The sequence below is a fragment of the Polymorphospora sp. A560 genome (assembly GCF_045781765.1).
Classification (GTDB): Bacteria; Actinomycetota; Actinomycetes; order Mycobacteriales; family Micromonosporaceae; genus Polymorphospora; species Polymorphospora lycopeni.
Genome location: NZ_CP122282.1, coordinates 527,757 through 546,784, shown reverse-complemented (window position 1 = coordinate 546,784; position 19,028 = coordinate 527,757). Strand labels below are relative to the sequence as shown.

The following is a 19,028-nucleotide window of genomic DNA, read 5'->3' as shown; positions in this document are numbered from 1 at the left end:
TACCACATCGGACACCATCCCGCGGCGAAACCGCAAGTTATTCGCCGGCAATCCCTAGTGCCTCGTCATGCAGCCCTTGAACGGGTAATCGGGGTGGCGGATCTTGGATCCGGTGGCGAATCCGGATTTTGGTCTGGCGCGTTGGTTGCGCCAGCGGATGTAGTCGCCGATGGCGGTGTCCTGTTCGGTGTGGGTGCGGTGGTCGGTGCCGTTGAGTGCGAAGTACCGCACGGCGGCGAACTCGACTTCGATCCAGTTCAGCCAGGGCGCGTAGGTCGGTAGGAACACCAACTCGACGCGGTTGGTCGCGCACCAGGCGCGGACGCCGGGGTGCTTGTGCGGGGAGAAGTTGTCCACGATCAGGTGGAGGTGTTGGTCGGGCCAGCGGCGGCGCAGGGTCTTGAGGAAGCCGAGAAACTCGCGCCATCGTTTGCGGTCGCGGATGCGGTAGTGCAGGCGTTTGGTGGTCAGGTCCAGTGCGGCGATCATGTGCCGGACCCCTTGGTCACGGGTGTAGGTGGCTCGTAGTCGTACCGGCTGGCTTTCGGGGCGCCAGGCGCGGCCGGGGCGGGGTTGCAGGTTCAGCGGCCCGAACTCGTCGATGCAGAGCACCCGGCCGTCGGCGGGTGGGTGGTCGTACAGGTCGAGGATCCGGCGCATCTTGGTGGTGAAGTCGGGGTCGGTGCTGGCCTTCCAGGAACTCGCCACGTCGCTGCCGCTTGGTCCGATTGCCGAGGAGAGCTTTCCACTGCTGGAACCGGGCATTGCGGCCACTCACTCGCAGAACCACTGCCAACCCCGCCTCCGACGCACGTAGCCCGCCCTGCCGTGCCTGCCAACCGGCCTCTGGCTCCCCGAGGTTTCCGACAAGACCTTGGCCAAGCGCTCAGGAACGGACGGAGCAAGTCGCCCCGGCGCCGCGGTCGGTGCGGTCCCCGTCCGGACCGAGGGCATCCTGTCCGAGACCCCGACGGATCGCGATCTCTACGGGTGAGTATGCGCTGTCGGCCCGCTCCAGTTCGTACGGTGCGGCTGGCATCAGCGGCGGTTGGGCCATGAGGCGAGGCCGCGTTCCGTGGTGCGGTTGCGCCGCGTGCACCAGGAACGGGTGGCACAGGAAGACGTCGCCCGGAGATCCGGTGGCGAGGGCGAGCGGCCGGTGCTCGGACGCCGCCACCAGGTCGGGCGCAAGGGCCAGTCCGCTCGCTCCATCTTCCCCATACTTCTCCAGCACCTTCGGCACGTCGAGGTGGGAGCCGACCCGGATCCGGGTCGGGGCGTCCTTCTCACCGACCTCACTGAACAGGAACAGCATCAGCAGTGCCCTGCCGCGGGAGCGCACATTGGTGAAGTACCAACTCTCGCCCTCCGGCAGATAGCTACCCTCGATGTGCCAGCCCGCGTCGTCCGGCTCCTCTTCGTGCGGGAAGCGCAGCGGGAACGTGCCCAGCGAGTAGCGCGGCTCCCAGCGTCCCGCGCCGACGAGCAGGTCGTACGCGTGATGGAGGAACGGGGAGTTTGGAGCAGCGGCGAACGGCCCCTGCGCCATGCCGGGCACCCAGTGCACGGGCTGCGTCCACGTCGCTGGATCGTCCGGGTCGCAGCCCGTCTCCCGCCACAGCAGCCGCGCGCAGTCCGCTGCCACGCGCGGCGCAACGGCGCCCTCCAGCTTTACGAAGCCGTCGCGAAGAAAGCGGGATACCAAGGTCGTGTCATCCATGCCCCCCATCGTGCGGCGGTGCCGGTCTCGATCACCCGACATTCTCCGCGCCGCTTTTGTCGGGTGCCACCGGTGCTGCGACCAAGGTTGACGTCGGACGGAGGCCTGATGATCTCGGCACTCCGTCTGACCGTCGAATGGAGCAAACACGTGGACACCGGCATCGTCGACCATCCCGAGTTCCGGCTCGTGGGGCACGCGGCCCGCGTCCGGCTTGTCCATCAAGGCATCACGAAGCCGCCCGGTGCCACATGGACCTGCCGCACCATGGCGGAACCGCCTGCCCGCTCGCGCCACCGTCGGTCGTGGGTGACGGTGATTACGGCGCCGGTGTAGTCGCGCAAGGCTTCCTCCATCTGCTCGAGAAGTTCGGGAGCCAGGTGGTTGGTGGGCTCGTCGAGCAGGAGGACGTCGCTGGGACGGGTGACGGCGAGCGCGACTTCAAGGCGTCGGCGCTGCCCGACCGACAGCTGTGCCACCTGCCGTTGCAGGTCGTCGGGGTGGAACAGGCCGAGCCGCAGCAGTTCGTCGGCGGCGTCCCGGTATGCGCCGGTGGCGGCGGCGAAGGCGTCGAGGAGCGTCGCTCGAGAGCCGTGTGTGATGTCCTGCCGCAGCCAGGCGATGCGGATGCCGGGTCGCTGCCAGAGGTTTCCCCGCTGCGGTGCGAGCTCGCCCGCCAGCACGTGCAGCAGCGTCGTCTTCCCGGCGCCGTTGGGTCCCGAGATCAGCAGCCGATCCCCCGCCGACACTTCGAGCGCGTCCAGCCGCAGCCTCGGCCCGTCGTCGTCCAGGCGGACACCTTCCGCACGGATCAGGACGGCCTTCTCGTCGGCGGCGCCGGCCGCCGGCTCGGTGAACGCTGGTGTGAACCGGAGAGGATCGGCGGGTCGTGGTGCGGGGTCCGTGCGCAGCCGGGCGATCCGCTCCTTTGCCATCCGGATACGCCCCATCGCGCCGTGGTCCCGGCCGCGTGCCCGGAACGCTCCGTGGCCGAAGGACGCACGTTCCAGTTTTCGCGGTATGGCGTCGAGCCGGAAGGCGTTGGCGGTGACGAGGGCCTCCTGACGTGCGAGGTCTTGTCGCCATGCCTCGTACTCCTCCAGCAGTCGGCGCCGTTCGCTCGCGCGTGCGGTGAGGTATCCGGTGTAGCCGTCGCCGTATCGGCGCAGCGCGCCGCCCTCGACGTGCACGATGTCGGTCGCGAGACGGTCCAGGAGTACGCGGTCGTGGGTTACGACCACCAGCGCGCCGCGGTGCACGGCCAGGCGTTCCTCCAGCCAGGCGATGCCGGCGTCGTCGAGATCGTTGGTCGGTTCGTCGAGCAGCAGCAGCTCCGCCTCGGACGCCAGTGCCGCGGCGAGCGCCAGTCGCGCCCGCTCGCCGCCGGAGAGCGTGTGTACGGGCCGGGAATGGTCGAGGCCGCCCAGCCCCAGCCGATCGAGGCCGGCATCGACTCTTCGGTCGAGTTGATACCCGTCGCGGGCCTCGAACCGGTCCATGGCGGTACTGAGCTGCGCGAGCAGCACGGTTCGCTGGTCGGGGCCCGCCTGCGCGAGCCGCTCAGCGGTGCGCTGAATCTCGGCCTCGAGTTCACGGATGTCGGCGAGCAGGTCGTCGAGTGCGTCCGTGACGGTCGCGCTGGGCCGGAACCGGGGTTGCTGTTCGGCGAACGCGATGCCGCCGGGCAGTTCGACCGCCCGCTCACCGGCGGTCAACTGCACGGTGCCCGCGAGTACGCGCAGCAGCGTCGACTTACCGGCGCCGTTGTCGCCGATCACGGCGATCCGCTCGGCCGGGCCGACCACGAGATCGATCTCGGCCAGGACGACCTGCTCGGCGAACCGGACGGCCCCGCCGCGAATCGCACACACCCGGTGCTGCCGGGACGGGGAAGGGGAAGTGTGGGTCACGAGAGCTCCTCCCCGCGACGCGCAGGCGAGAATGGCTGCCGTCGCGGAAGACGCGCTTGATCGAGCGCGCGAATGTACGGGAACCTCGCGCGGCCAGCGATGTGGCTGGGCAGCGCGCATAGGACCCACCCCGGAGGAGGCTCGACGCGGCGTCCCGTACTAGAGCTTCAGCGTACCCACGATCATTACGGTAGCAGAGCCGGCCGTGCCACGAACGGATTAGCGGTGGCGGCCGGGACGTCCACGGCCAGGCCCGTTCTGCCCCGATGTCAGGCTATGCGCGGACGGGTGGCTGCCGGTCTTTACCCAACCTGGACTACCACCCAGCCGGGTCGTGTGCCCCTCGTGATACCCCCGGAGTCAGGCGTCGTGACCTGCTGTCGACCGCCTGTCACGGGACACAGCCGCTGCCTGGCCACAGGTGGCGGCGCAGTGCGCCGAATGGTTGCCGACGACGATGCCGCTCAACGTGCAGCGGCGTCAGCGACGATCGCCTGAAGTCGGGCTCGGCATTCGGCGACGAACGCGGGATACGTCTGCCAGTAGTAGGAGATTCCGCTCACGCCGACCGCAATGGCCCAGGCCCTGGCGCGAGCCCAGGTCCGATCGTCAAGGTTCAAGGCGTTCCAGTAGGCCTGCCGTGCCTGGTGCGGCAGGTCCCAGACGGTGGAGTGCTCGGCGTCGGGATAACCGACCGACAGTCCCCCGAAATCGATGACCGCGTGAAGTGCGCCCTCCTGTACGAGGAGGTTGGTGGGCTTGAGGTCGCCGTGGAGCCATACGTGTGGCACGGAGGGCTCGGGCAGGGCGAGCGCGTCGTCCCACAGCCGTTTCAGGGCGTCGACATCGAGTTCTTCACCGATCATGGTCCGGCAGTCTTCGAAACACGTGCTGATCCACTGGTCGCAGGCCTGCAGGCTGCCGCCGCGGTACCAGCTGAGATCGCCTGTGTGAGTGGCTCCCATCAGGTCGATGGTGTGGAGTTCCCGTACGAATGCCGCCAGGTCGGTTCCGAAGGTGGCCCAGTCCTGGACGGTGTCCGGCTGGGTCTCGTTCCCGTCGAGCCAGCGGTAGACCGACCAGGACAGCGGGAATGCCGTGGTGGGCGTGCCGGCATGGACCGGCTCCGGGATCGGACACGCGAGCAGCGGCGCCAGACGGGGAAGCCATTCCTGCTCCTTCCGTACGGACCGCGCCTTGTCAGCCGTTCGCGGAAGTCGCACGAGCAGATCGTCACCCAGCCGGTACATCACGTTGTCCGTACCCGCGCCCGCCCTCGCCAGCGACAGGCCGGTCCACTCCGGGCACTGCGCCTCCAGCAGCGACCTGACAACCGCCTCGTCGATCGGAACCTCGTTGTCGTGCAGCGTCACGTCGGGGATCTTTCCGATGAATGTCATGGCAGGCCAGTGATTTCGCGTACTCGACATGTCGGTACCGGTAGCGCAGCATGTGCCCATGGGTTTCGATCTTGTCGTGCTCGCCGTCGACCAGTGCGCGACCGATGCCGAGATACGGGCTACGGCGGACCGCTGTCGCAGCCCGCACCACCCCGAGGGCGACTTGGACGAGCGCATCGTCGGGTTCTACGAGACCCTCCGCGTCCGGTACCCGGACTTCTCGCCCCACGATCAGGACTCTCCATGGATGACGACTCCCCTTGACGTCGGCATCGATCACGTCAGCATGTGCCTGAGCTTCGGCGAACGCAGCGACCCGGCATTGCGGCTGGTCGACGAACTCGCCCAACGGCACGAACTCACCGTCTACGACCCTCAGGACGGGAAGGTGACGCGTCCGGCAGACGTACGAGAGCCCCTGGATCCAGCGATCCTGATCTTTGATCGATGAATTGCGGCCGTAGCCATCACACACCCGGCGACAGGGCTCGGATGCATCGGAATCAGCGGCGGAGCCCCGCAGGCCGCGGCCGGTGAGCGCCGCTGACAAGGGGCGGGCCCGACGATCCGGCCAGCGGGACGCGAGCCAGGCGCTGCCCGGCGTGGGTCGGGGCACTATCGTTCTGGCGTGCACATCCGTTTCGACGTCCCGGCGGATCCCGCCTACCCAGGCCGCGTGGCCGCTGCCCTCAGCAGTGTTCGGCTGCGCAAGTACGGATATATCGGCGCAGTGCTGGCGGCGGTCGGGGCGATCGGTCTCGCCGTCTCGCGGGGGTCCGCGTGGGGCGACCAGGTCTCGCTGCTGTGCATGCCGATGGTCATGGGTGGCCTGCTGTCGATGCTGTACGCGCCGTGGGTACGGTGGCGCGCCCAGCGCCGTTCCAGTGGCTACGCCGTCGAGGGCGCCTACGACATCACCGACGACAACATCATGATGCGCAGCGGCTCGGAGTCCGGCGGCATTGCCTGGGACGGGGTTGCCCAGGTAACGGATACCCCTGAGTTCTGGATCGTGTATGTCGGCCGGATGCCGGCGACCGTGATCCCACGCCGCTTGATGTCCGCCGAGGATGACGAGGCGTTGCGAGCCTTCATGGCCAAACGTGGGCTGCTCCAGTCTCGATGAACTCGTTGCCCCACGTCGAGCGTGTGGGCTCTCGCTGCCGAGCCCAGCGACCAGGAAGGCCGCGGCTCGGCTCCTCGACCGACGTGGCGACCACCCCGCCGACCGCTCTGGTGCCGGCGTACGTCATCGTCAGCCAGCGGCGCAGGCCAGCCGGTCAAGGTACGGGTCGGCCTTCAGTAGATCGATAGCGGCCACTCAGGGGATCATCCGGCATCGCAGCCCTGACGGCAGCCGCGAAGCGTGCAGGTCCACCTGTTAAAAGCCGGCTTCGGTATCCGCATCTGCCTGGATGACGTGCGGCGTCTGCCCACGGCGGAATGTCTTGAATTCGGAGGCGACGGTTGGCGAGGCTCAGGGTGTGCCTGAGCTGATGGACATCGCAGTCGGGGAACTGCACTTCTCCCTGCGAGTATGGCAAGCCGCCGACATGGACAAGACGCCCACCGTACTGCTCCATGCCACCGGAAAGACCGCCTGCGACTGGGACGTGATCGCCTCGGGCCTTTGTGCTCAGCGGACGGTGTACGCCGTCGACCTGCGCGGCCACGGTGCCAGCGGCTGGCCCGGCACGTACAGCCTGAAATTGTTCACGCAAGACGTCATCGGCATCCTGGACCAGCTACACATCGGCGCGGTGGACCTGGTCGGCCATTCCCTCGGCGGTCTGGTGGCTTGCGGGGTCGCCGCCGAACGGCAGGCACACGTCCGCAGACTCGTGCTTGAGGACATCGGTTACCCGCACCCTCGACCGCCGGGGCTTCCCGACCGTCCCGCAGGGGATCTGCCCTTCGACTGGCACATGGTGGAGCAGATCCGACCCGAGATCGACGATCCAGATCCGGGGTGGGCCGACATCGTCGCCCGGATCACGGCACCCGCCCTGCTCATCGGGGGAGGAACAGCGAGCCCAATCCCCCAGGAGCACCTCGCCGAACTCGCCGATCGCTTGGCCGACGCCCGGCTGACGACGATCGCGGCCGGCCATCTGGTTCACCAGACTGCTCCGGACGAGTACCTCAGGGCCCTGATCGCATTCCTCACGGAGTGATCGGCGCCCATCCGCTATTGCCGGCGACGGGCTGGCTCCACGTGTCGGTCAGCCGACGAGCTGGTCGCGGCGGCGGGTGAGGTAGGCCCGCTCCGCAGGGTTGCCGGCGAGACCGATGGCCCGGTCGTACGCCGCCCGCGACTCGCCGCCGCGTCCGAGGCGCCGCAGCAGGTCGGCGCGCGCGGCGTGGAAGGCGTGGTAGCCGTCGAGGACCTCGGCGAGCCGGTCGATCTCGGCGAGCCCGACCCCGGGGCCGTCGACCTCGGCGACCGCGACCGCCCGGTTGAGCCGCACGATCGGCGAGGGGTCGAGCAGCACCATGCGGCCGTAGAGGGCGACGATGGCGGACCAGTCGGTGTCTCGGGAGGTCGGGGCGTTCGTGTGGACCGCGTTGATGGCGGCCTGGAGCTGGTAGCGCCCGGGTGGGTCACCGCCGGCCGCCACCGCCTCGATCCGCTCGCGGACCAGGGCGTTGCCTTCGGCGATGAGGGTGCGGTTCCATGCGCCGCGGTCCTGCTCGTCGAGGGTCACCAGCTCGCCGGTGCGGGACACGCGCGCCAGCCGCCGGGCGTCGGTGAGGAGCATCAGGGCGAGCAGGCCGGCCACCTCGCCGTTGTCCGGAAGGAGAGCTCGGAGCAGGCGGCCGAGGCGGATCGCCTCGTCGGTGAGGTCGACGCGCGTCGGGTCGTCCCCCTCGCTGGCGAGGTAGCCCTCGTTGAAGACGAGGTAGACGACGGCGAGCACCCCGGCGAGCCGCTCGCGGATGTCGTTGGCCGAGGGCACCCGGTACGGGATGTGTGCCGCCTTGATCTTTGCCTTGGCTCGGGTGATCCGTCGCGCCATCGCGGTCTCCTGCACCAGAAAGGCGCGGGCGATCTCGGAGACGGTGAGGCCGCCGAGCAGGCGCAGGGTGAGCGCCACCCGGGCCTCCATCGCGAGCGCGGGGTGGCAGCAGGTGAAGACCAGCCTGAGCCGGTCGTCTTCGACCGGGCCGGTCGGCTCGGGAGGGGTGTCGTCGTACACCATCCGGGCCGCCTGGTGCTTGGCGTCGCGCTGCGACTCGCGACGGAGCTGATCGATCGCCTTGCGGGTCGCGGTGGTGGCGAGCCAACCGCCGGGATTGGGCGGTACGCCCTCGTGCGGCCACCGCTCCGCGGCCGCTACGAATGCCTCGGCGGTCGCTTCCTCGGCGACGTCGAGGTCGCCGAAGCGACGCGCGAGGCTGGCGACCAGCCGCGCCCACTCCTCGTGGTGGACGCGGATGATCGCCTGCTCGACGGTGGGACCGGTCACGGCTCCAGCAGCGTTCGGACGGATTCCCCGGTTCGGAAGGGGCGCACCTCGACCGTGCCGCGGCACGCTTTCGACCCTTCGGCGGCAAGCGCCAGGGCCACGTCGAGGTCGGGCGCCTCGATGACCCAGAAGCCGCCGAGGTGTTCCTTCGTCTCCAGGTAGGGCCCGTCGGTGAAGGTCGGCTTCGCGCCCTGGCCGTCAACGGTGGTGGCGGTCTCTCCGGGCTCCAGGCCGTCGGCGAAGACGAGGTGACCGTCTCTCTTGAGCCTCTCGTTGAAGGCGCCGGTGTCGGCGAACGCCTGCAGCATGGCCTCCTTCGAGGGGTAGGTGCCGAACTCGGTGTGCTCGGCCGGTCCGTAGACGGACAGCAGGTATCTGGGCACCGTGCTCACCTCTCCCCGGAGTCGTTACGCCGGGTCTGCCCGGGACCTCGGAACCGGTGCACCTCCTGCGGCCAGTCGAGCACGGTCGCGAGCCTGCCGGCCCAGTATCGCGCCGCCGCGTCGTCGGGCACGTCCACGACGACGAAGCCGCCGAGGTGCTCCTTGGTTTCGACGTACGGGCCGTCGGTGAAGACGGGCTTGCCGTCGACCGGCTCGACACTGCAGACCGCGGTGGACCGGTCGAGTCCGCCGTTGGTGAAGATCAGGACACCGTCGACCTGCATCTCCTCGACCACGGCCCGGACGGCCGTGGCCTTCTCGCGCAACTCCTCCGCCGTGTGCTCGGGCACCCACTCATCGTTGAAGGTGATCATGTACTCCGTCATGGTCGTCTCCTCTCGGTCCCCGGACGAGGGCCTTTCCCGACTCCTCGCGTGCGGCCCGGCCGACCGCCGCACCAATTCCACGAGCGGCTGCGCCTTGATACGACACCTTCCCGGAAATTTCTTCTCAAGACAGTCCCCGCGTAGTGACCGAGGACAGGATCGACCTCCGCACTTCGACCGGTACGCGGTCGCACGCGATAACCCGGTGACGTCGCTGGTCGTTTCCGCGAAACTGCCCACGTGGAAGAGGTCGAGGTCGTCGTCGCTCATCACGAGTGCGCGACCCTGCGTGTCGGTGACGTGTTCCTGAAGATCGACGCCGATCAGACGCGCACCGACGTCGAGGTCGAGGCGATGGCTCTGGCGCCGATCCCGACTCCGCAGATCCTGTGGCGGAAGCCGCCCGTGCTCGCGCTCGCCGCCCTCCCAGGGAGGGCACTCGGCCGCCTCGGCGAGCCGTCGGCCACGTCGTCGGCGGCTTGGGCCGCGGCCGGTGCCGCCGTACGGATGCTGCACGACGCGCCGCTGCCACCGTGGCCCGGTCGGAGCCTCGACGAGCTCACATCGCGCCTCGACGGCGAATGCGAGTGGCTCGTCACGAACGGTGTCCTACCCGCCGACCTGGTCACCCGCAACCGCGAGGTTGCCGAGGCCGCGCTCCGGCCGTACAAACCGGTGTTCACGCACGGCGACCTGCAGGTCACCCACGTGTTCGTCGACGGTGACGAGATCACCGGCGTGATCGACTGGTCCGAGGCGGCGCAGGGCGATGCCCTGCACGACCTCGCCATCTTGACGCTCGGACACGAGGAGCACCTTGGCGACGTCGTGGCCGGCTACGGCACCGACGTCGACCTCGACGTGATCCGCGCATGGTGGTCGTTGCGGAGCCTGCTGGCGGTCCGCTGGCTGGTCGAGCACGGCTTCGACCCGTCCTCGCCCGGCTGCGAGGTCGACGTGCTGAGGTCCCGAATGTGAGGCCGCACCAGCCCGGCGCCCACGAGCGCCGTTCTGCCGCATCGAGCGGGTCATCTCCTCCAGCGCCTCGTCATCCGGCCGGGCGTGTGCTGGCGGGCGCCGATGTGCTGCTCGTGGGCCTGTTCTCGGCGAAGGACAGGGAGTTCGGTGCGAAGCTCGATCGGCTGGCGGCTTCGGTGACGGCACATGGTGGGCGGGTCGTGGGCCGGCACGTCCAGCGGCGGGGCGTTTCGCACGGCGGCGCGGCCAGGACGACCGAGCCATTCTCGCGGCGGACGCTGGTCAGCCCCGGCAAAGCGCGCGAGATCGCGCAAGCGGTGCGGGTTGCGGATGTTGGTGTTGCGGTGTTCGTGAACCCGCTCACGGAACACCAACGAACTGTCCTCGGCGACATGTTCAGATGCCTCGTGATCAGCGGCGAGGACCTTCCCACCGTAGATCGGTGAGCCGCCGACGTATGCCGCCGGGCGGGCTCACCGACTCGGTCACGGGTTGACTCACGGTGTGAGTGCTGGTCGTTGCGCGGTACGGGGCCAGTACCGCCGCGTCGGTCAGGTGATGTCGCGGCGCATGGAGACGATCACGGCGATCGCCGAGGCGGTCAGCGCGTACGCGGTGAGTAGGAGGGCGCCGGCGGCCGGTGAGAGGAGTTGGACGACGTCACTGCCGACTTGTTCGGACATGGCGTCGGCGAGGTAGGTGAAGTCGGTCAACGCGGCGGTGGCTCCGCCGGGCAGGACCGGGTAGAGCGTGTTGACGCCGGGAATCATCATGAACACCGGCTCACCCAGGTACAGATAGCCGATCACGACGCACAGGGCCGCGACCTGGTTGCGGATGAGGGCGCCCATGCCAACGCCAATGAGGAGATACACCACCATCGCGAGGGCGATGCGGGCGAGTAGCGTCAACACGGTGGTGGCTGGCAGACCGAGTGGAACGCCGCGAACGGTGGCGACGGTGAACAGGGCCAATGCGCCCGTACCCGCGAGGATGAGCCCGTAGGCGAGGCCGACGACCGTGTAGGTGGCCAGTTTGGCGGCGAGTACCTGACCTCGGCGCGGCGCGAACATGAAGGTGACAGCGGCCGTGCGGTGCCGGTACTCGGAGGTGACCGCGAGGGTGCCGGCGGCGGCCGGCACGAATGCCGTGTAGCCGAGGATGCCGAGGATCGAGCGGAGGCCGGCCTCGGTGTCCAGCCCGGGCATCGGTGGGTCGAAGTTCTCCGGGCCGACCAGCGCCATGGTGCCGAGCAGGCCGCCGCCGAGCAGTGCGGCGGCGAGCAGCAGCCCGCCCCACATCCGGGTGGCCAGCAGCCGGCGAAACTCCGCTTTGATCAGAAGCTTCATCGGGTGGCCGCCTTGCCGGTGGTCAGGTGGAGGAAGAGTTGTTCGAGGCTGGGGTTCTCGGTGACCAACTCGTGGACCCGTAGGCGGTGCGCGGCGGCGAGGTCGGCGATGCTCGGCGCGTCCAGCCCACGCACCCGCAGCCGGCCAGGCCCGACGGCTTCGACGGACGAGGCGGTGCCGCCGCTGGCCGGGCTGGTCGCCAAGGCGACGGCGAGGACGTCGGCGTCGGGTGAGGTGATCAGTACCGCTGGCGGGCCGGCGAGCCGGGACCACGGCCCCGTGGCGACGAGTTCGCCGTGCCGGATCACCACCACATCATCCACGAGCTGCTGGATCTCGCTGAGCACGTGGCTGGAGATCAGGACGGTGCGGCCCTGGTCGGCCAGCCGGCGCAGTAGGCCGCGTAGCCACGACAGGCCTTCGGGGTCCAGGCCGTTGCCGGGTTCGTCGAGCAGCAGTACGCGGGGGTCGCCGAGCAGCGCCGTGGCGAGGTTGAGCCGTTGCCGCATGCCGGTGGAGAACCCGCGGGTACGACGGTCGGCGGCCTCGGCGAGGCCGAGCAGGTCCAGCAGTTCGGTGATCCGGCTGTCCGGATAGCCGCCCATCGCGGCGTAGACGCGCAGGTGGTCGCGGGCGGAATGGCCGGGGTGGAACGCGTTGGTGTCGAACACCGCACCGACCGTGCGCGACGGGCTGGCCAACCGGTCGTACCGCTGCCCGCCGATCGTGGCAGTGCCGCTGGTAGGCGACACCAGCCCGGTCATCATGCGCATCGTGGTGGTTTTGCCGGCGCCGTTCGGGCCGAGAAACCCGGTGACCACACCGGGCTCCACGGTGAAGCTCAGATCGCGCACGGCGGTGACATCACCGTAGCGCTTCGTCAGGCGCGACACCTCGATCGTCAGACGGTCGCCGGTCATCCGCAGGCCGCCAGCGCACGCCCGATCGTCTCCGCCAGGACCGGCGCGGCCGGGGTGGAGAGTACGACCTCGTCGAACTCACCGCCCGCCGCGGCCCGGTCCAGAACCAGGTGCAGCCCGGGCTCGCCTCGGCGGGCCGCCACGAGCTGCCGGGGACCACCGAACAAACCCCAGACACCGACCTTGGCGAAGCCCGACACCACGTACCCCCGCCGGGCGCCTCGGGCCAGACGGAGAGGGTTGTCCACCGGGGCGACGTGCCGCACCGCGGTGAGACGCAGTGCAAGCCGCTCCCGCCCGATCCACAGCCGCTCCCATCCGGTGAAGCGGATGTCGATCACATCGCCGATTACCGTGACGGATGCCATCAGTCATTCCCCCTTCGTCGTACCGGAGTCGTTCACCGGCCCCGGTACCTGCTTGTCGTCGCCGGTGGCCGCCGGCCGGTCGGCCGGCATCAGCACGGTCGCCAACAGCCGTGGTGTCCGCCCGTTGCCGGGCCCATTGCCGAGCAACGGCCCGACCAGCGCGTTGAAGCCGGCGGCGAACTCGCCCAGCTCGGCATCCGTCAGGTGCAGCACGAGTTGCTGGTATCCGACCCCGTCGGCGGTGAAGTCGATCCGCTCCCGGGCGAGGTAGCGGGAGAACTCCGACAGCAGACTCGACACGAACGCCGTGAAGTAGCGCGCATGGTCCTCCGGCGTGGCCGTGGCCAGGGCCGCGGCGTCCAGCGTCGCGCCGTGTTCGGGCAGCGCGTACACCCGCTCGACGGCGCCGCGTATCTTGCGTTCCTCGACCACGTCGAGCAGCCCTGCCTTGACCAACATCGCCACGTGCCGGTACAGGGTGGCCTGCGGGACATCGGGCAGCAGCTCCACCAGGTCATGCGTGGTCAGCCGGGCGCCCGCGACCGCCCGCAGGATCCGGATCCGCACCGGGTGTAGCGCCAGCTCGGCCCAACGCTCTCTCGACATCTCCACGAGAGCAACGTTATCACTCTCGATAATGAGAATCCACGTCGCTGCCGCACACAGATCGTTACCGCGGGTCCGGTCGTACCCGCCGCGGTCAGCCGATCGTGGCGATGAGGCGTTGCAGGGCGGCGTGGGCGGGTGGGCCCCAGGTGGGCTTGCCGCCCGGGCGGCCGTGAACGCCGGCGTCGCCGATGAGGATGCCGCCGAGGGCGCGCGCCATCGCCCAACCTCGGGCGCGGCGCATGGTGGCGGCGTCCGGGGTCGGCTGGTAGGCCGCGTAGAAATGCTCGGTGGCCTCATCCGGCAGCAGGAGCCACGCGGCGGCGAGGTCGTATGCCGGATCGCCCGCGCAGAGGTCACCGAAGTCGATCACACCGCAGAACGTGCCGTCGGCGGTGAGGACGTTGGCCGGGTGCAGGTCGGCATGGATCCACAGCGCCGGGCCCGTCCATTGCGGCGCGGTCACCGCGTCGTGCCAGACGGCGCGGACCGCATCCGGGTCGTTGATCAGTCCCCGCTCGGTGGCGGCTGTCAGCCCTCCGGCGAATCCCTCGGCTCGGTCGGTCAACGGCCCCCCACGGTCGCGGCCCGCGGGCGCGCCACTGGGCGCGGGTTGATGAAGAGCCGTCAGGAAAGTGGCCAGGGATTCGGCGGCGTCTGCGGCCCGACTGGCCGGGGCACGGTCGGCAGGCGTGCCCGGAACCCAGGTGGTGACGAGCCACGGCCGGGGGAAGCGTTCGGAGGGCTCGCCGAATCGCTGCGGGACGGGGACCGGCAGCGGAAGGCGCGGGGCCAGCGTGGGCATCCAGGCGTGCTCGTTACGCAGCAGCGCGTCCGCGGACCCGGTCGCCCAGGGAAGCCGGACGGCCAGGTCGTCACCGAGCCGCCACAGTTGGTTGTCCCATCCACGCGCGCCCAGTCGGACCGGTCGATCGGCGAGGTCGGGGTGCTGGTCGCGTACCAGGTCCCGGACCAGCTCCGCGGTGATCTCGATCTCGGCATGGGTCATGCGGAGCAACAGTAGTCTCGCGGCGCTGCCTGCCTACCTGGCAGCGGATCGCGCGCTCTAGGCTTGCCCGCATGTCGCGCCCGACGCCCGACCCGCGTTCGACCCGCAAGCTGGTATGGGCCTCCGACGAGGTGATCGCCCGCATCGGACAACAGGTCCAGCCGCAGCCCAGTCTGCCGAGAAGAGTCGCACTGGCAGCGGCGGCCGCCGCTGTCTTCACCTGGCCGCCGGCTTTCATCGTGTTCGCAGTTACGACCGTCGCCGCGCCGTCGGTGACCAGTGACGCCAGCGTCGGGATGACCGCCTTCTGGGCGTTGCAGTTTGCCGTCCTGATCGCGGTCGCGGCGATGGTCAAGACAATGAGGCTGCGTACCGCCGAGCCCGACGCGGACATGTCGACGCGCGGGACCGCGCGGCGTGTCGCACTGAACGCGCTGCTCAGCGGCGCATGCGCGGGGTTGGTGCTGGCGCTGCAAGGACTCTCGATCGGCCAGATCGCCACGCTGACGATCGTCCTCATTGTCGTGCTGCATCTGCTACCCGTGATCCTGGCCAGGCTGCTGCGGCGAGTTCGTGCGCGTCGTCAGGCAAGCCTGTCGGATCCACTCGACAGCCCGCGGCCATGACCGGTCTCCCGGAGACGTGGAGTGTTCCCGTCGTCCGCGCGGATTTCGACCACGATCGTGCCTGGCAGTGGATCGTGAGGGAAATCGGTGCCGCGACGGAGGAAGGATTCGGCGCCGATGTCGAATTCGTCGAGAACCGAACGCTCGCGGGGTTGGATGGGTTAGCCATCGCGGCGCGGTACCTCCCGGCCTACCCATGGGAGTACAGACATCCGGTCCTGTTCGTCGCCGATCTCGTGGCCATGGCGGCGCCCGACCACGCTCTTCTCGTTGTCAATCTCAACACCGGAGTCGACGCCGGACCGTTCAGAACGGTGCCCCGCCAGGTGCAGGCGATCCAGAACAACCTGTCGCTCGCGAACATGGACTACGTCGAGTTCGAGCGGGCAGCGAACCCGGACGGGGTATTTCGAGGGTTCTGATCTCTCGGAGGCTCTCGCAGGGATCCCGGATCACGGCAGACGGCCCCGGACCTGGATCCACGCAGCGAGTTCGTCCTTGGTCGCGCCTGGTGGCAGATAGCTGATCAGCCGGTCAAGGTGTGCGGTCAGATTCTTGTACCGGCGTAGCCGTCCGATCTCCTCGACGGGAAGCCCGCGCCAGTCGACGGCTGGGACCTCGGCAGGGTCGGCGCCGAGCGCCAGGAGAGTGTCCGTAGCCAGGGTCTCCGGATCCCACGTCGGGTCGGTGCCCGGGTCGAAGTGCTCGATGACCCAGGTACGGAGCGTGAAGGCATGACCCAGCATCCTGGCTTTCGCCCACGGGCTGTCGTCATGCAGCCGCTGGTTGGCGTTCAGGGCAAGCAGTGCCCAGCGTAGGCGGGTGTCCCGGTCCTCGGCGGAGTGGTAAACCTTGGATTGGGCGACGATTCGAACCGCTTCCAACGCAGGGTCGCCGCTGCGCAATGCGCGCGTATGTGCCTCGAGCCGGTTGATCGCCCAGGTGCTCAGGTCGGCGTCGCTCAACAGTCCACGCTCCTGATGCGGATCGGGATCGACCGGGGGCGTTCCCTGGTCATGGTTGGCGTGTCGGCCAGGTTCCCCGCCGGACGAGGCGGTCCAAATGGTCGAGCAGCCTGACCTCGCTTCGCGTGAGCCGCTCACGTTCCGGGGCCGGCAGGTCGGCAAGGGGGTCCGGAAGGGTTTCCCCGCGCGGTACGAACACCATGGCGCCGGAGTATTCGCGGCACATCGAGCACCAGGCCAAGCCGACGCAGCGCTCGTAGAAGCTGTCGGACGGCAAGTAGGAGCGGTAACGGTAGGAATGGATCTGGCCGTCACACGCGACAGCATCCGTCGTGTCATCGTCTCGGTGAATCGTGTCGACCTTCGACCACGTCCAGTCGGCAGTTCTGCGCCCCATGTCCTTGATCTTCCCCCCCCCGGCAACCTTGACGTACGTCGATTAATATTTTACTGTTCTCCCGCGACGGTTCCGGGCACCCGTAGCAAGGCACACCACCTTGTGATCTGACGACCCGGGAGCCCATGGTGACGCCGTCCGAGATCCATCCTCCTCGCCCTCTCCGCCACCTCGCGCCCACTGAGGGTCTGATGTGGACGGATGGCAGCCCGGTCCGGGCAGCCGACGGCCGTACCGGTGGCTCCCGGCCTTGGCACCCTCCCCGCAGGGCCGGCGGTCGTCCCGCCCGCGCCCGTCGTCGCGATGGCCGTGGCCATACCGCTGAACCGCGGGGTTCCCGACCGGCCGGCCGCGACGGTGGTCCCTCAGCTCTGGGCCCGTCAGCCGTGACCCGACTGGCCGGGTCGCGGGGCGAACCTCGGCACTTCCACAAGGCGCATTGGCGGTTGGAGATGCCACCGGCTTCGTGACGGGTGCGGTCACCGCCCCCCGTCGCACTTTCTCTCGTCCCCCCGGGCGCTGCTTCAGCGCAGCAGTGGCGCTCACCGACATCAGGAAACCGAGGTTCGACATGAGACGTGCCATCATGCCCGCGGTGCTCGTTCTGCTCGCCTCCCTGCTGATCGCGACACCGGCCCACGCCGTCGGCACGGCCACCGTGGTCGACAGGTTCGGCCGAACCGTCAACGACTACGGCGTCAAACTCGTCGACTGGGAGGGCTACCTGGCCAACCCGTACATCGAACTGACCGTGCGGCCACCGACGGACGTCCCGTTTCCGGTGACGATCGATCTCAAGGCCGAGGGCACCTCCCGGCTGATGATGGATCTACCGAGTCAGCTCACGGCGACCGGAGCGACGAAGCGGCTGACCTTTGCCAACTCCGCCGAGCAGAAGACCTTCAAGCTGGCGATCCACTCCAAACGTGGCCCGGGGCAGGACGAGCTCTACACACTGCGGCTGACGGTCCGGGCCGGAAACAACACGACGTACACCCAGGCCATGCCGATCCGGGTCCAGCAGGACCAGAAGACCGCGCTCGAGCCGACCATCCCGATCGTCTTCGACTACCGGTACGACAACATCACCGGCTATTTCAACAACCCGGCCTTCCGGACCGCCGCCGAGGAGGGGGTGAAGGACTGGTTCCGGTTCTTCGACCTGCAACCCTTCGACACCGTGGCGTCCGGGGCGGAGCCCAACCATCTGCCCGGAAACGACTGGCAGAACACGGTCAACGTCACCAACAACGCGGCCTACAACGGCATGTGGGTGTATTTCCGCGGGATCCAGACGCCGTACTCGACCGGCTATCCGGCCCGCAACGGCCGTTACCACACCCGTAACGGGCAGCAGCTGCCCGGCCCGATCCACCGTTCCACCGCGATGATCTTCGAGTACGACGAGGCCGGCAAGCAGTTGTTCACCTCGCTGGCCGACGAGGACTGGTACCGCACCGAGATCCAGGGCTCGGTGCTCGACGTCCACGGCCTGGTGATGCACGAGTACGGTCACGCGGTCGCCTTCCACAGCGACTGGGCCGGCATGCGCAACTACGTCAACACCAGTGGCGCCAACGACCAGGAGGTCATCGCATACCAGGGCCGGACCGTGCCGCTGGACAGCAGCTACCACGTCCCCGGCGGCTCCGCGTACTGGGACCGGCTCAGCGGCCAGAGCGGCGGCTGGACCCACCTGTTCCCGACCCGCCGGTGGATGCTGACCAAGCTGGCGCTGCTGATCGCCGAGAACGCCGGGTGGCCGTTGAACCGCAACCTCACGCCGTTCCTCGCTCCCTCCATCGTGACCACGAGCCTGCCCAACGCCCCGACCGGGCAGGCGTATCAGCAGACGCTGGTGGCCAAGGGTGGTGTGCCCTTCTACGACTGGCGGGTCGTCGGCGGCGCGCTGCCGGCCGGCCTGAGCCTCGACCGTTTCACCGGCGCGATCAGCGGCACCGCGAGCACGGCCGGCACCTACTCGTTCACCGTGGAGCTGCGCGACTACGACAGTCTCAGCACCCCGGTGACCCGTACGTTCCAGCTCACCGTCGGTGGCGGTAGTGGCGGCGGGAACCTCGCCCCGCAGGCGACCGCCTCGTGCTCGTTCACCTCGTCGTGGGAGAGCTGCGCGGCCATCAACACCGGTGGTGACCCGACCAGTTCCAACAGCGGCGCCCCCAACCAGGGCAACCGCTGGGGCACCTGGCCGGAGCAGGGTCAGCAGTGGGCCGAACTCACCTGGTCGTCGGCGCAGACGCTCCGCCAGGCCCAGGTGTACTTCTTCGACGACAACCAGGGAGTCGACCTGCCCGCGTCGTGGCGGTTGCAGTACTGGAACGGCAGTTCCTACGTCGACGTGCCCGGTGCCAGCGGATACCCGGTGGCCGCTGACCAGTACAACACCGTCACGTTCCCGGCGGTGAACACCACCCGGTTGCGGGTGTCGCTGCAGAGTGCGCCGAACCTTTCGGTGGGCCTGCTAGAGGTGAAGGCCTTCAGCTGACGGGGGTGCGGCGCCGTCCCGGCCGGGTACCTCGAACG

Annotated in this window: 22 protein-coding genes and 1 pseudogene; 8 read left to right on the top strand and 15 right to left on the bottom strand. The window is 69.0% G+C overall.

All coding sequences use genetic code 11. The features are described 5' to 3' along the window. Positions 1-54 precede the first annotated feature (54 nt). The 5 genes and pseudogenes from QCD66_RS02590 to QCD66_RS02570 form a co-directional block, all read right to left on the bottom strand. Positions 55-708, bottom strand: coding sequence for an IS630 family transposase (locus QCD66_RS02590; RefSeq protein ID WP_375735519.1), 654 nt, complete (start codon positions 706-708; stop codon positions 55-57). 10 nt (positions 709-718) lie between these two features. Continuing rightward, positions 719-778: pseudogene (locus QCD66_RS02585) on the bottom strand (hypothetical protein); the annotation flags it as partial. A 108-nt stretch (positions 779-886) separates the two neighbouring features. Next, the gene (locus QCD66_RS02580; protein WP_375735520.1) at positions 887-1,720 is read right to left on the bottom strand and encodes a phytanoyl-CoA dioxygenase family protein; all 834 of its coding nucleotides are present in this window, start codon (positions 1,718-1,720) and stop codon (positions 887-889) included. Between the two features lie 221 nt (positions 1,721-1,941). Continuing rightward, positions 1,942-3,591, bottom strand: coding sequence for a ribosomal protection-like ABC-F family protein (gene abc-f / locus QCD66_RS02575; protein ID WP_375735550.1), 1,650 nt, complete (start codon positions 3,589-3,591; stop codon positions 1,942-1,944). Positions 3,592-4,094: 503 nt separating this feature from the next. After that, complete coding sequence (locus QCD66_RS02570; protein ID WP_407566982.1) at positions 4,095-5,003, bottom strand: aminoglycoside phosphotransferase family protein; 909 nt, start codon at positions 5,001-5,003, stop codon at positions 4,095-4,097. Between the two features lie 85 nt (positions 5,004-5,088). Here QCD66_RS02570 and QCD66_RS02565 point away from each other — a divergent pair, with 85 nt between their 5' ends. The 3 genes from QCD66_RS02565 to QCD66_RS02555 all read left to right on the top strand — a co-directional run bounded on the left by QCD66_RS02565 (position 5,089) and on the right by QCD66_RS02555 (position 7,204). Beyond that, the gene (locus tag QCD66_RS02565; protein ID WP_375735522.1) at positions 5,089-5,481 is read left to right on the top strand and encodes a hypothetical protein; all 393 of its coding nucleotides are present in this window, start codon (positions 5,089-5,091) and stop codon (positions 5,479-5,481) included. Between the two features lie 177 nt (positions 5,482-5,658). Further along, complete coding sequence (locus QCD66_RS02560; protein WP_375735523.1) at positions 5,659-6,156, top strand: YcxB family protein; 498 nt, start codon at positions 5,659-5,661, stop codon at positions 6,154-6,156. A 358-nt stretch (positions 6,157-6,514) separates the two neighbouring features. Next, the gene (locus tag QCD66_RS02555) at positions 6,515-7,204 is read left to right on the top strand and encodes an alpha/beta fold hydrolase (RefSeq protein ID WP_375735524.1); all 690 of its coding nucleotides are present in this window, start codon (positions 6,515-6,517) and stop codon (positions 7,202-7,204) included. A 48-nt stretch (positions 7,205-7,252) separates the two neighbouring features. Here QCD66_RS02555 and QCD66_RS02550 read toward each other — a convergent pair whose 3' ends face one another. From QCD66_RS02550 to QCD66_RS02540, 3 genes are read right to left on the bottom strand one after another with little or no spacing between them, the layout of a single operon-like run. Further along, the gene (locus QCD66_RS02550; protein ID WP_375735525.1) at positions 7,253-8,497 is read right to left on the bottom strand and encodes an RNA polymerase sigma factor; all 1,245 of its coding nucleotides are present in this window, start codon (positions 8,495-8,497) and stop codon (positions 7,253-7,255) included. Continuing rightward, the gene (locus QCD66_RS02545) at positions 8,494-8,889 is read right to left on the bottom strand and encodes a YciI family protein (RefSeq protein WP_375735526.1); all 396 of its coding nucleotides are present in this window, start codon (positions 8,887-8,889) and stop codon (positions 8,494-8,496) included. The genes QCD66_RS02550 and QCD66_RS02545 overlap by 4 nt, the downstream gene beginning before the upstream one ends. Then, on the bottom strand, positions 8,886-9,266 hold the full coding sequence (locus tag QCD66_RS02540) for a YciI family protein (RefSeq protein ID WP_364210071.1): 381 nt from the start codon (positions 9,264-9,266) through the stop codon (positions 8,886-8,888). Before QCD66_RS02540 ends, QCD66_RS02545 begins: the two co-directional genes overlap by 4 nt. Positions 9,267-9,506: 240 nt before the next feature. On the opposite strand from QCD66_RS02540, the gene QCD66_RS02535 reads away from it, so the two are divergent. Both QCD66_RS02535 and QCD66_RS02530 read left to right on the top strand, forming a co-directional pair. After that, complete coding sequence (locus QCD66_RS02535; protein ID WP_375735527.1) at positions 9,507-10,244, top strand: aminoglycoside phosphotransferase family protein; 738 nt, start codon at positions 9,507-9,509, stop codon at positions 10,242-10,244. 86 nt (positions 10,245-10,330) lie between these two features. After that, on the top strand, positions 10,331-10,690 hold the full coding sequence (locus QCD66_RS02530; RefSeq protein ID WP_375735528.1) for a hypothetical protein: 360 nt from the start codon (positions 10,331-10,333) through the stop codon (positions 10,688-10,690). Positions 10,691-10,795: 105 nt separating this feature from the next. On the opposite strand, the gene QCD66_RS02525 is transcribed toward QCD66_RS02530, so the two are convergent. The 5 genes from QCD66_RS02525 to QCD66_RS02505 all read right to left on the bottom strand — a co-directional run bounded on the left by QCD66_RS02525 (position 10,796) and on the right by QCD66_RS02505 (position 14,496). Next, positions 10,796-11,593: an ABC transporter permease gene (locus QCD66_RS02525; RefSeq protein WP_375735529.1), complete on the bottom strand. Its 798-nt coding sequence runs from the start codon at positions 11,591-11,593 to the stop codon at positions 10,796-10,798. After that, positions 11,590-12,513, bottom strand: a complete 924-nt coding sequence (locus QCD66_RS02520) for an ABC transporter ATP-binding protein (RefSeq protein WP_375735530.1) — start codon at positions 12,511-12,513, stop codon at positions 11,590-11,592. The genes QCD66_RS02525 and QCD66_RS02520 overlap by 4 nt, the downstream gene beginning before the upstream one ends. Continuing rightward, on the bottom strand, positions 12,510-12,881 hold the full coding sequence (locus QCD66_RS02515; RefSeq protein ID WP_375735531.1) for a hypothetical protein: 372 nt from the start codon (positions 12,879-12,881) through the stop codon (positions 12,510-12,512). The genes QCD66_RS02520 and QCD66_RS02515 overlap by 4 nt, the downstream gene beginning before the upstream one ends. Positions 12,882-12,884: 3 nt before the next feature. Further along, positions 12,885-13,487 (bottom strand): helix-turn-helix domain-containing protein, encoded by a 603-nt coding sequence (locus tag QCD66_RS02510; RefSeq protein ID WP_375735532.1) that lies wholly within the window; start codon positions 13,485-13,487, stop codon positions 12,885-12,887. A gap of 94 nt (positions 13,488-13,581) precedes the next feature. After that, the gene (locus tag QCD66_RS02505; protein ID WP_375735533.1) at positions 13,582-14,496 is read right to left on the bottom strand and encodes an aminoglycoside phosphotransferase family protein; all 915 of its coding nucleotides are present in this window, start codon (positions 14,494-14,496) and stop codon (positions 13,582-13,584) included. A 71-nt stretch (positions 14,497-14,567) separates the two neighbouring features. On the opposite strand from QCD66_RS02505, the gene QCD66_RS02500 reads away from it, so the two are divergent. Together QCD66_RS02500 and QCD66_RS02495 are read left to right on the top strand one after the other, a co-directional pair. Next, on the top strand, positions 14,568-15,122 hold the full coding sequence (locus tag QCD66_RS02500) for a hypothetical protein (protein WP_375735534.1): 555 nt from the start codon (positions 14,568-14,570) through the stop codon (positions 15,120-15,122). After that, positions 15,119-15,544 (top strand): DUF6924 domain-containing protein, encoded by a 426-nt coding sequence (locus QCD66_RS02495; protein WP_375735535.1) that lies wholly within the window; start codon positions 15,119-15,121, stop codon positions 15,542-15,544. Before QCD66_RS02500 ends, QCD66_RS02495 begins: the two co-directional genes overlap by 4 nt. Positions 15,545-15,574: 30 nt before the next feature. Here QCD66_RS02495 and QCD66_RS02490 read toward each other — a convergent pair whose 3' ends face one another. Beyond that, positions 15,575-16,087: a hypothetical protein gene (locus QCD66_RS02490; RefSeq protein ID WP_375735536.1), complete on the bottom strand. Its 513-nt coding sequence runs from the start codon at positions 16,085-16,087 to the stop codon at positions 15,575-15,577. 49 nt (positions 16,088-16,136) lie between these two features. Beyond that, entirely contained in the window at positions 16,137-16,484 is a 348-nt protein-coding gene (locus tag QCD66_RS02485) for a hypothetical protein (protein ID WP_375735537.1), read from the bottom strand. 571 nt (positions 16,485-17,055) lie between these two features. On the opposite strand from QCD66_RS02485, the gene QCD66_RS02480 reads away from it, so the two are divergent. Beyond that, positions 17,056-18,990, top strand: a complete 1,935-nt coding sequence (locus tag QCD66_RS02480; protein WP_357540486.1) for an Ig domain-containing protein — start codon at positions 17,056-17,058, stop codon at positions 18,988-18,990. The last annotated feature ends 38 nt before the right edge of the window (positions 18,991-19,028 follow it).

Bases quoted from the DNA above. Each gene is read 5' to 3' on its own strand.
- QCD66_RS02580 (WP_375735520.1), bottom strand. From the start codon at position 1,720: ATGGATGACACGACCTTGGTATCCCGCTTTCTTCGCGACGGCTTCGTA.
- QCD66_RS02565 (WP_375735522.1), top strand. From the start codon at position 5,089: ATGGGTTTCGATCTTGTCGTGCTCGCCGTCGACCAGTGCGCGACCGAT.
- QCD66_RS02540 (WP_364210071.1), bottom strand. From the start codon at position 9,266: ATGACGGAGTACATGATCACCTTCAACGATGAGTGGGTGCCCGAGCAC.
- QCD66_RS02525 (WP_375735529.1), bottom strand. From the start codon at position 11,593: ATGAAGCTTCTGATCAAAGCGGAGTTTCGCCGGCTGCTGGCCACCCGG.
- QCD66_RS02520 (WP_375735530.1), bottom strand. From the start codon at position 12,513: ATGACCGGCGACCGTCTGACGATCGAGGTGTCGCGCCTGACGAAGCGC.
- QCD66_RS02515 (WP_375735531.1), bottom strand. From the start codon at position 12,881: ATGGCATCCGTCACGGTAATCGGCGATGTGATCGACATCCGCTTCACC.
- QCD66_RS02510 (WP_375735532.1), bottom strand. From the start codon at position 13,487: ATGTCGAGAGAGCGTTGGGCCGAGCTGGCGCTACACCCGGTGCGGATC.
- QCD66_RS02505 (WP_375735533.1), bottom strand. From the start codon at position 14,496: ATGACCCATGCCGAGATCGAGATCACCGCGGAGCTGGTCCGGGACCTG.
- QCD66_RS02500 (WP_375735534.1), top strand. From the start codon at position 14,568: ATGTCGCGCCCGACGCCCGACCCGCGTTCGACCCGCAAGCTGGTATGG.
- QCD66_RS02495 (WP_375735535.1), top strand. From the start codon at position 15,119: ATGACCGGTCTCCCGGAGACGTGGAGTGTTCCCGTCGTCCGCGCGGAT.
- QCD66_RS02485 (WP_375735537.1), bottom strand. From the start codon at position 16,484: ATGGGGCGCAGAACTGCCGACTGGACGTGGTCGAAGGTCGACACGATT.
- QCD66_RS02480 (WP_357540486.1), top strand. From the start codon at position 17,056: ATGAGACGTGCCATCATGCCCGCGGTGCTCGTTCTGCTCGCCTCCCTG.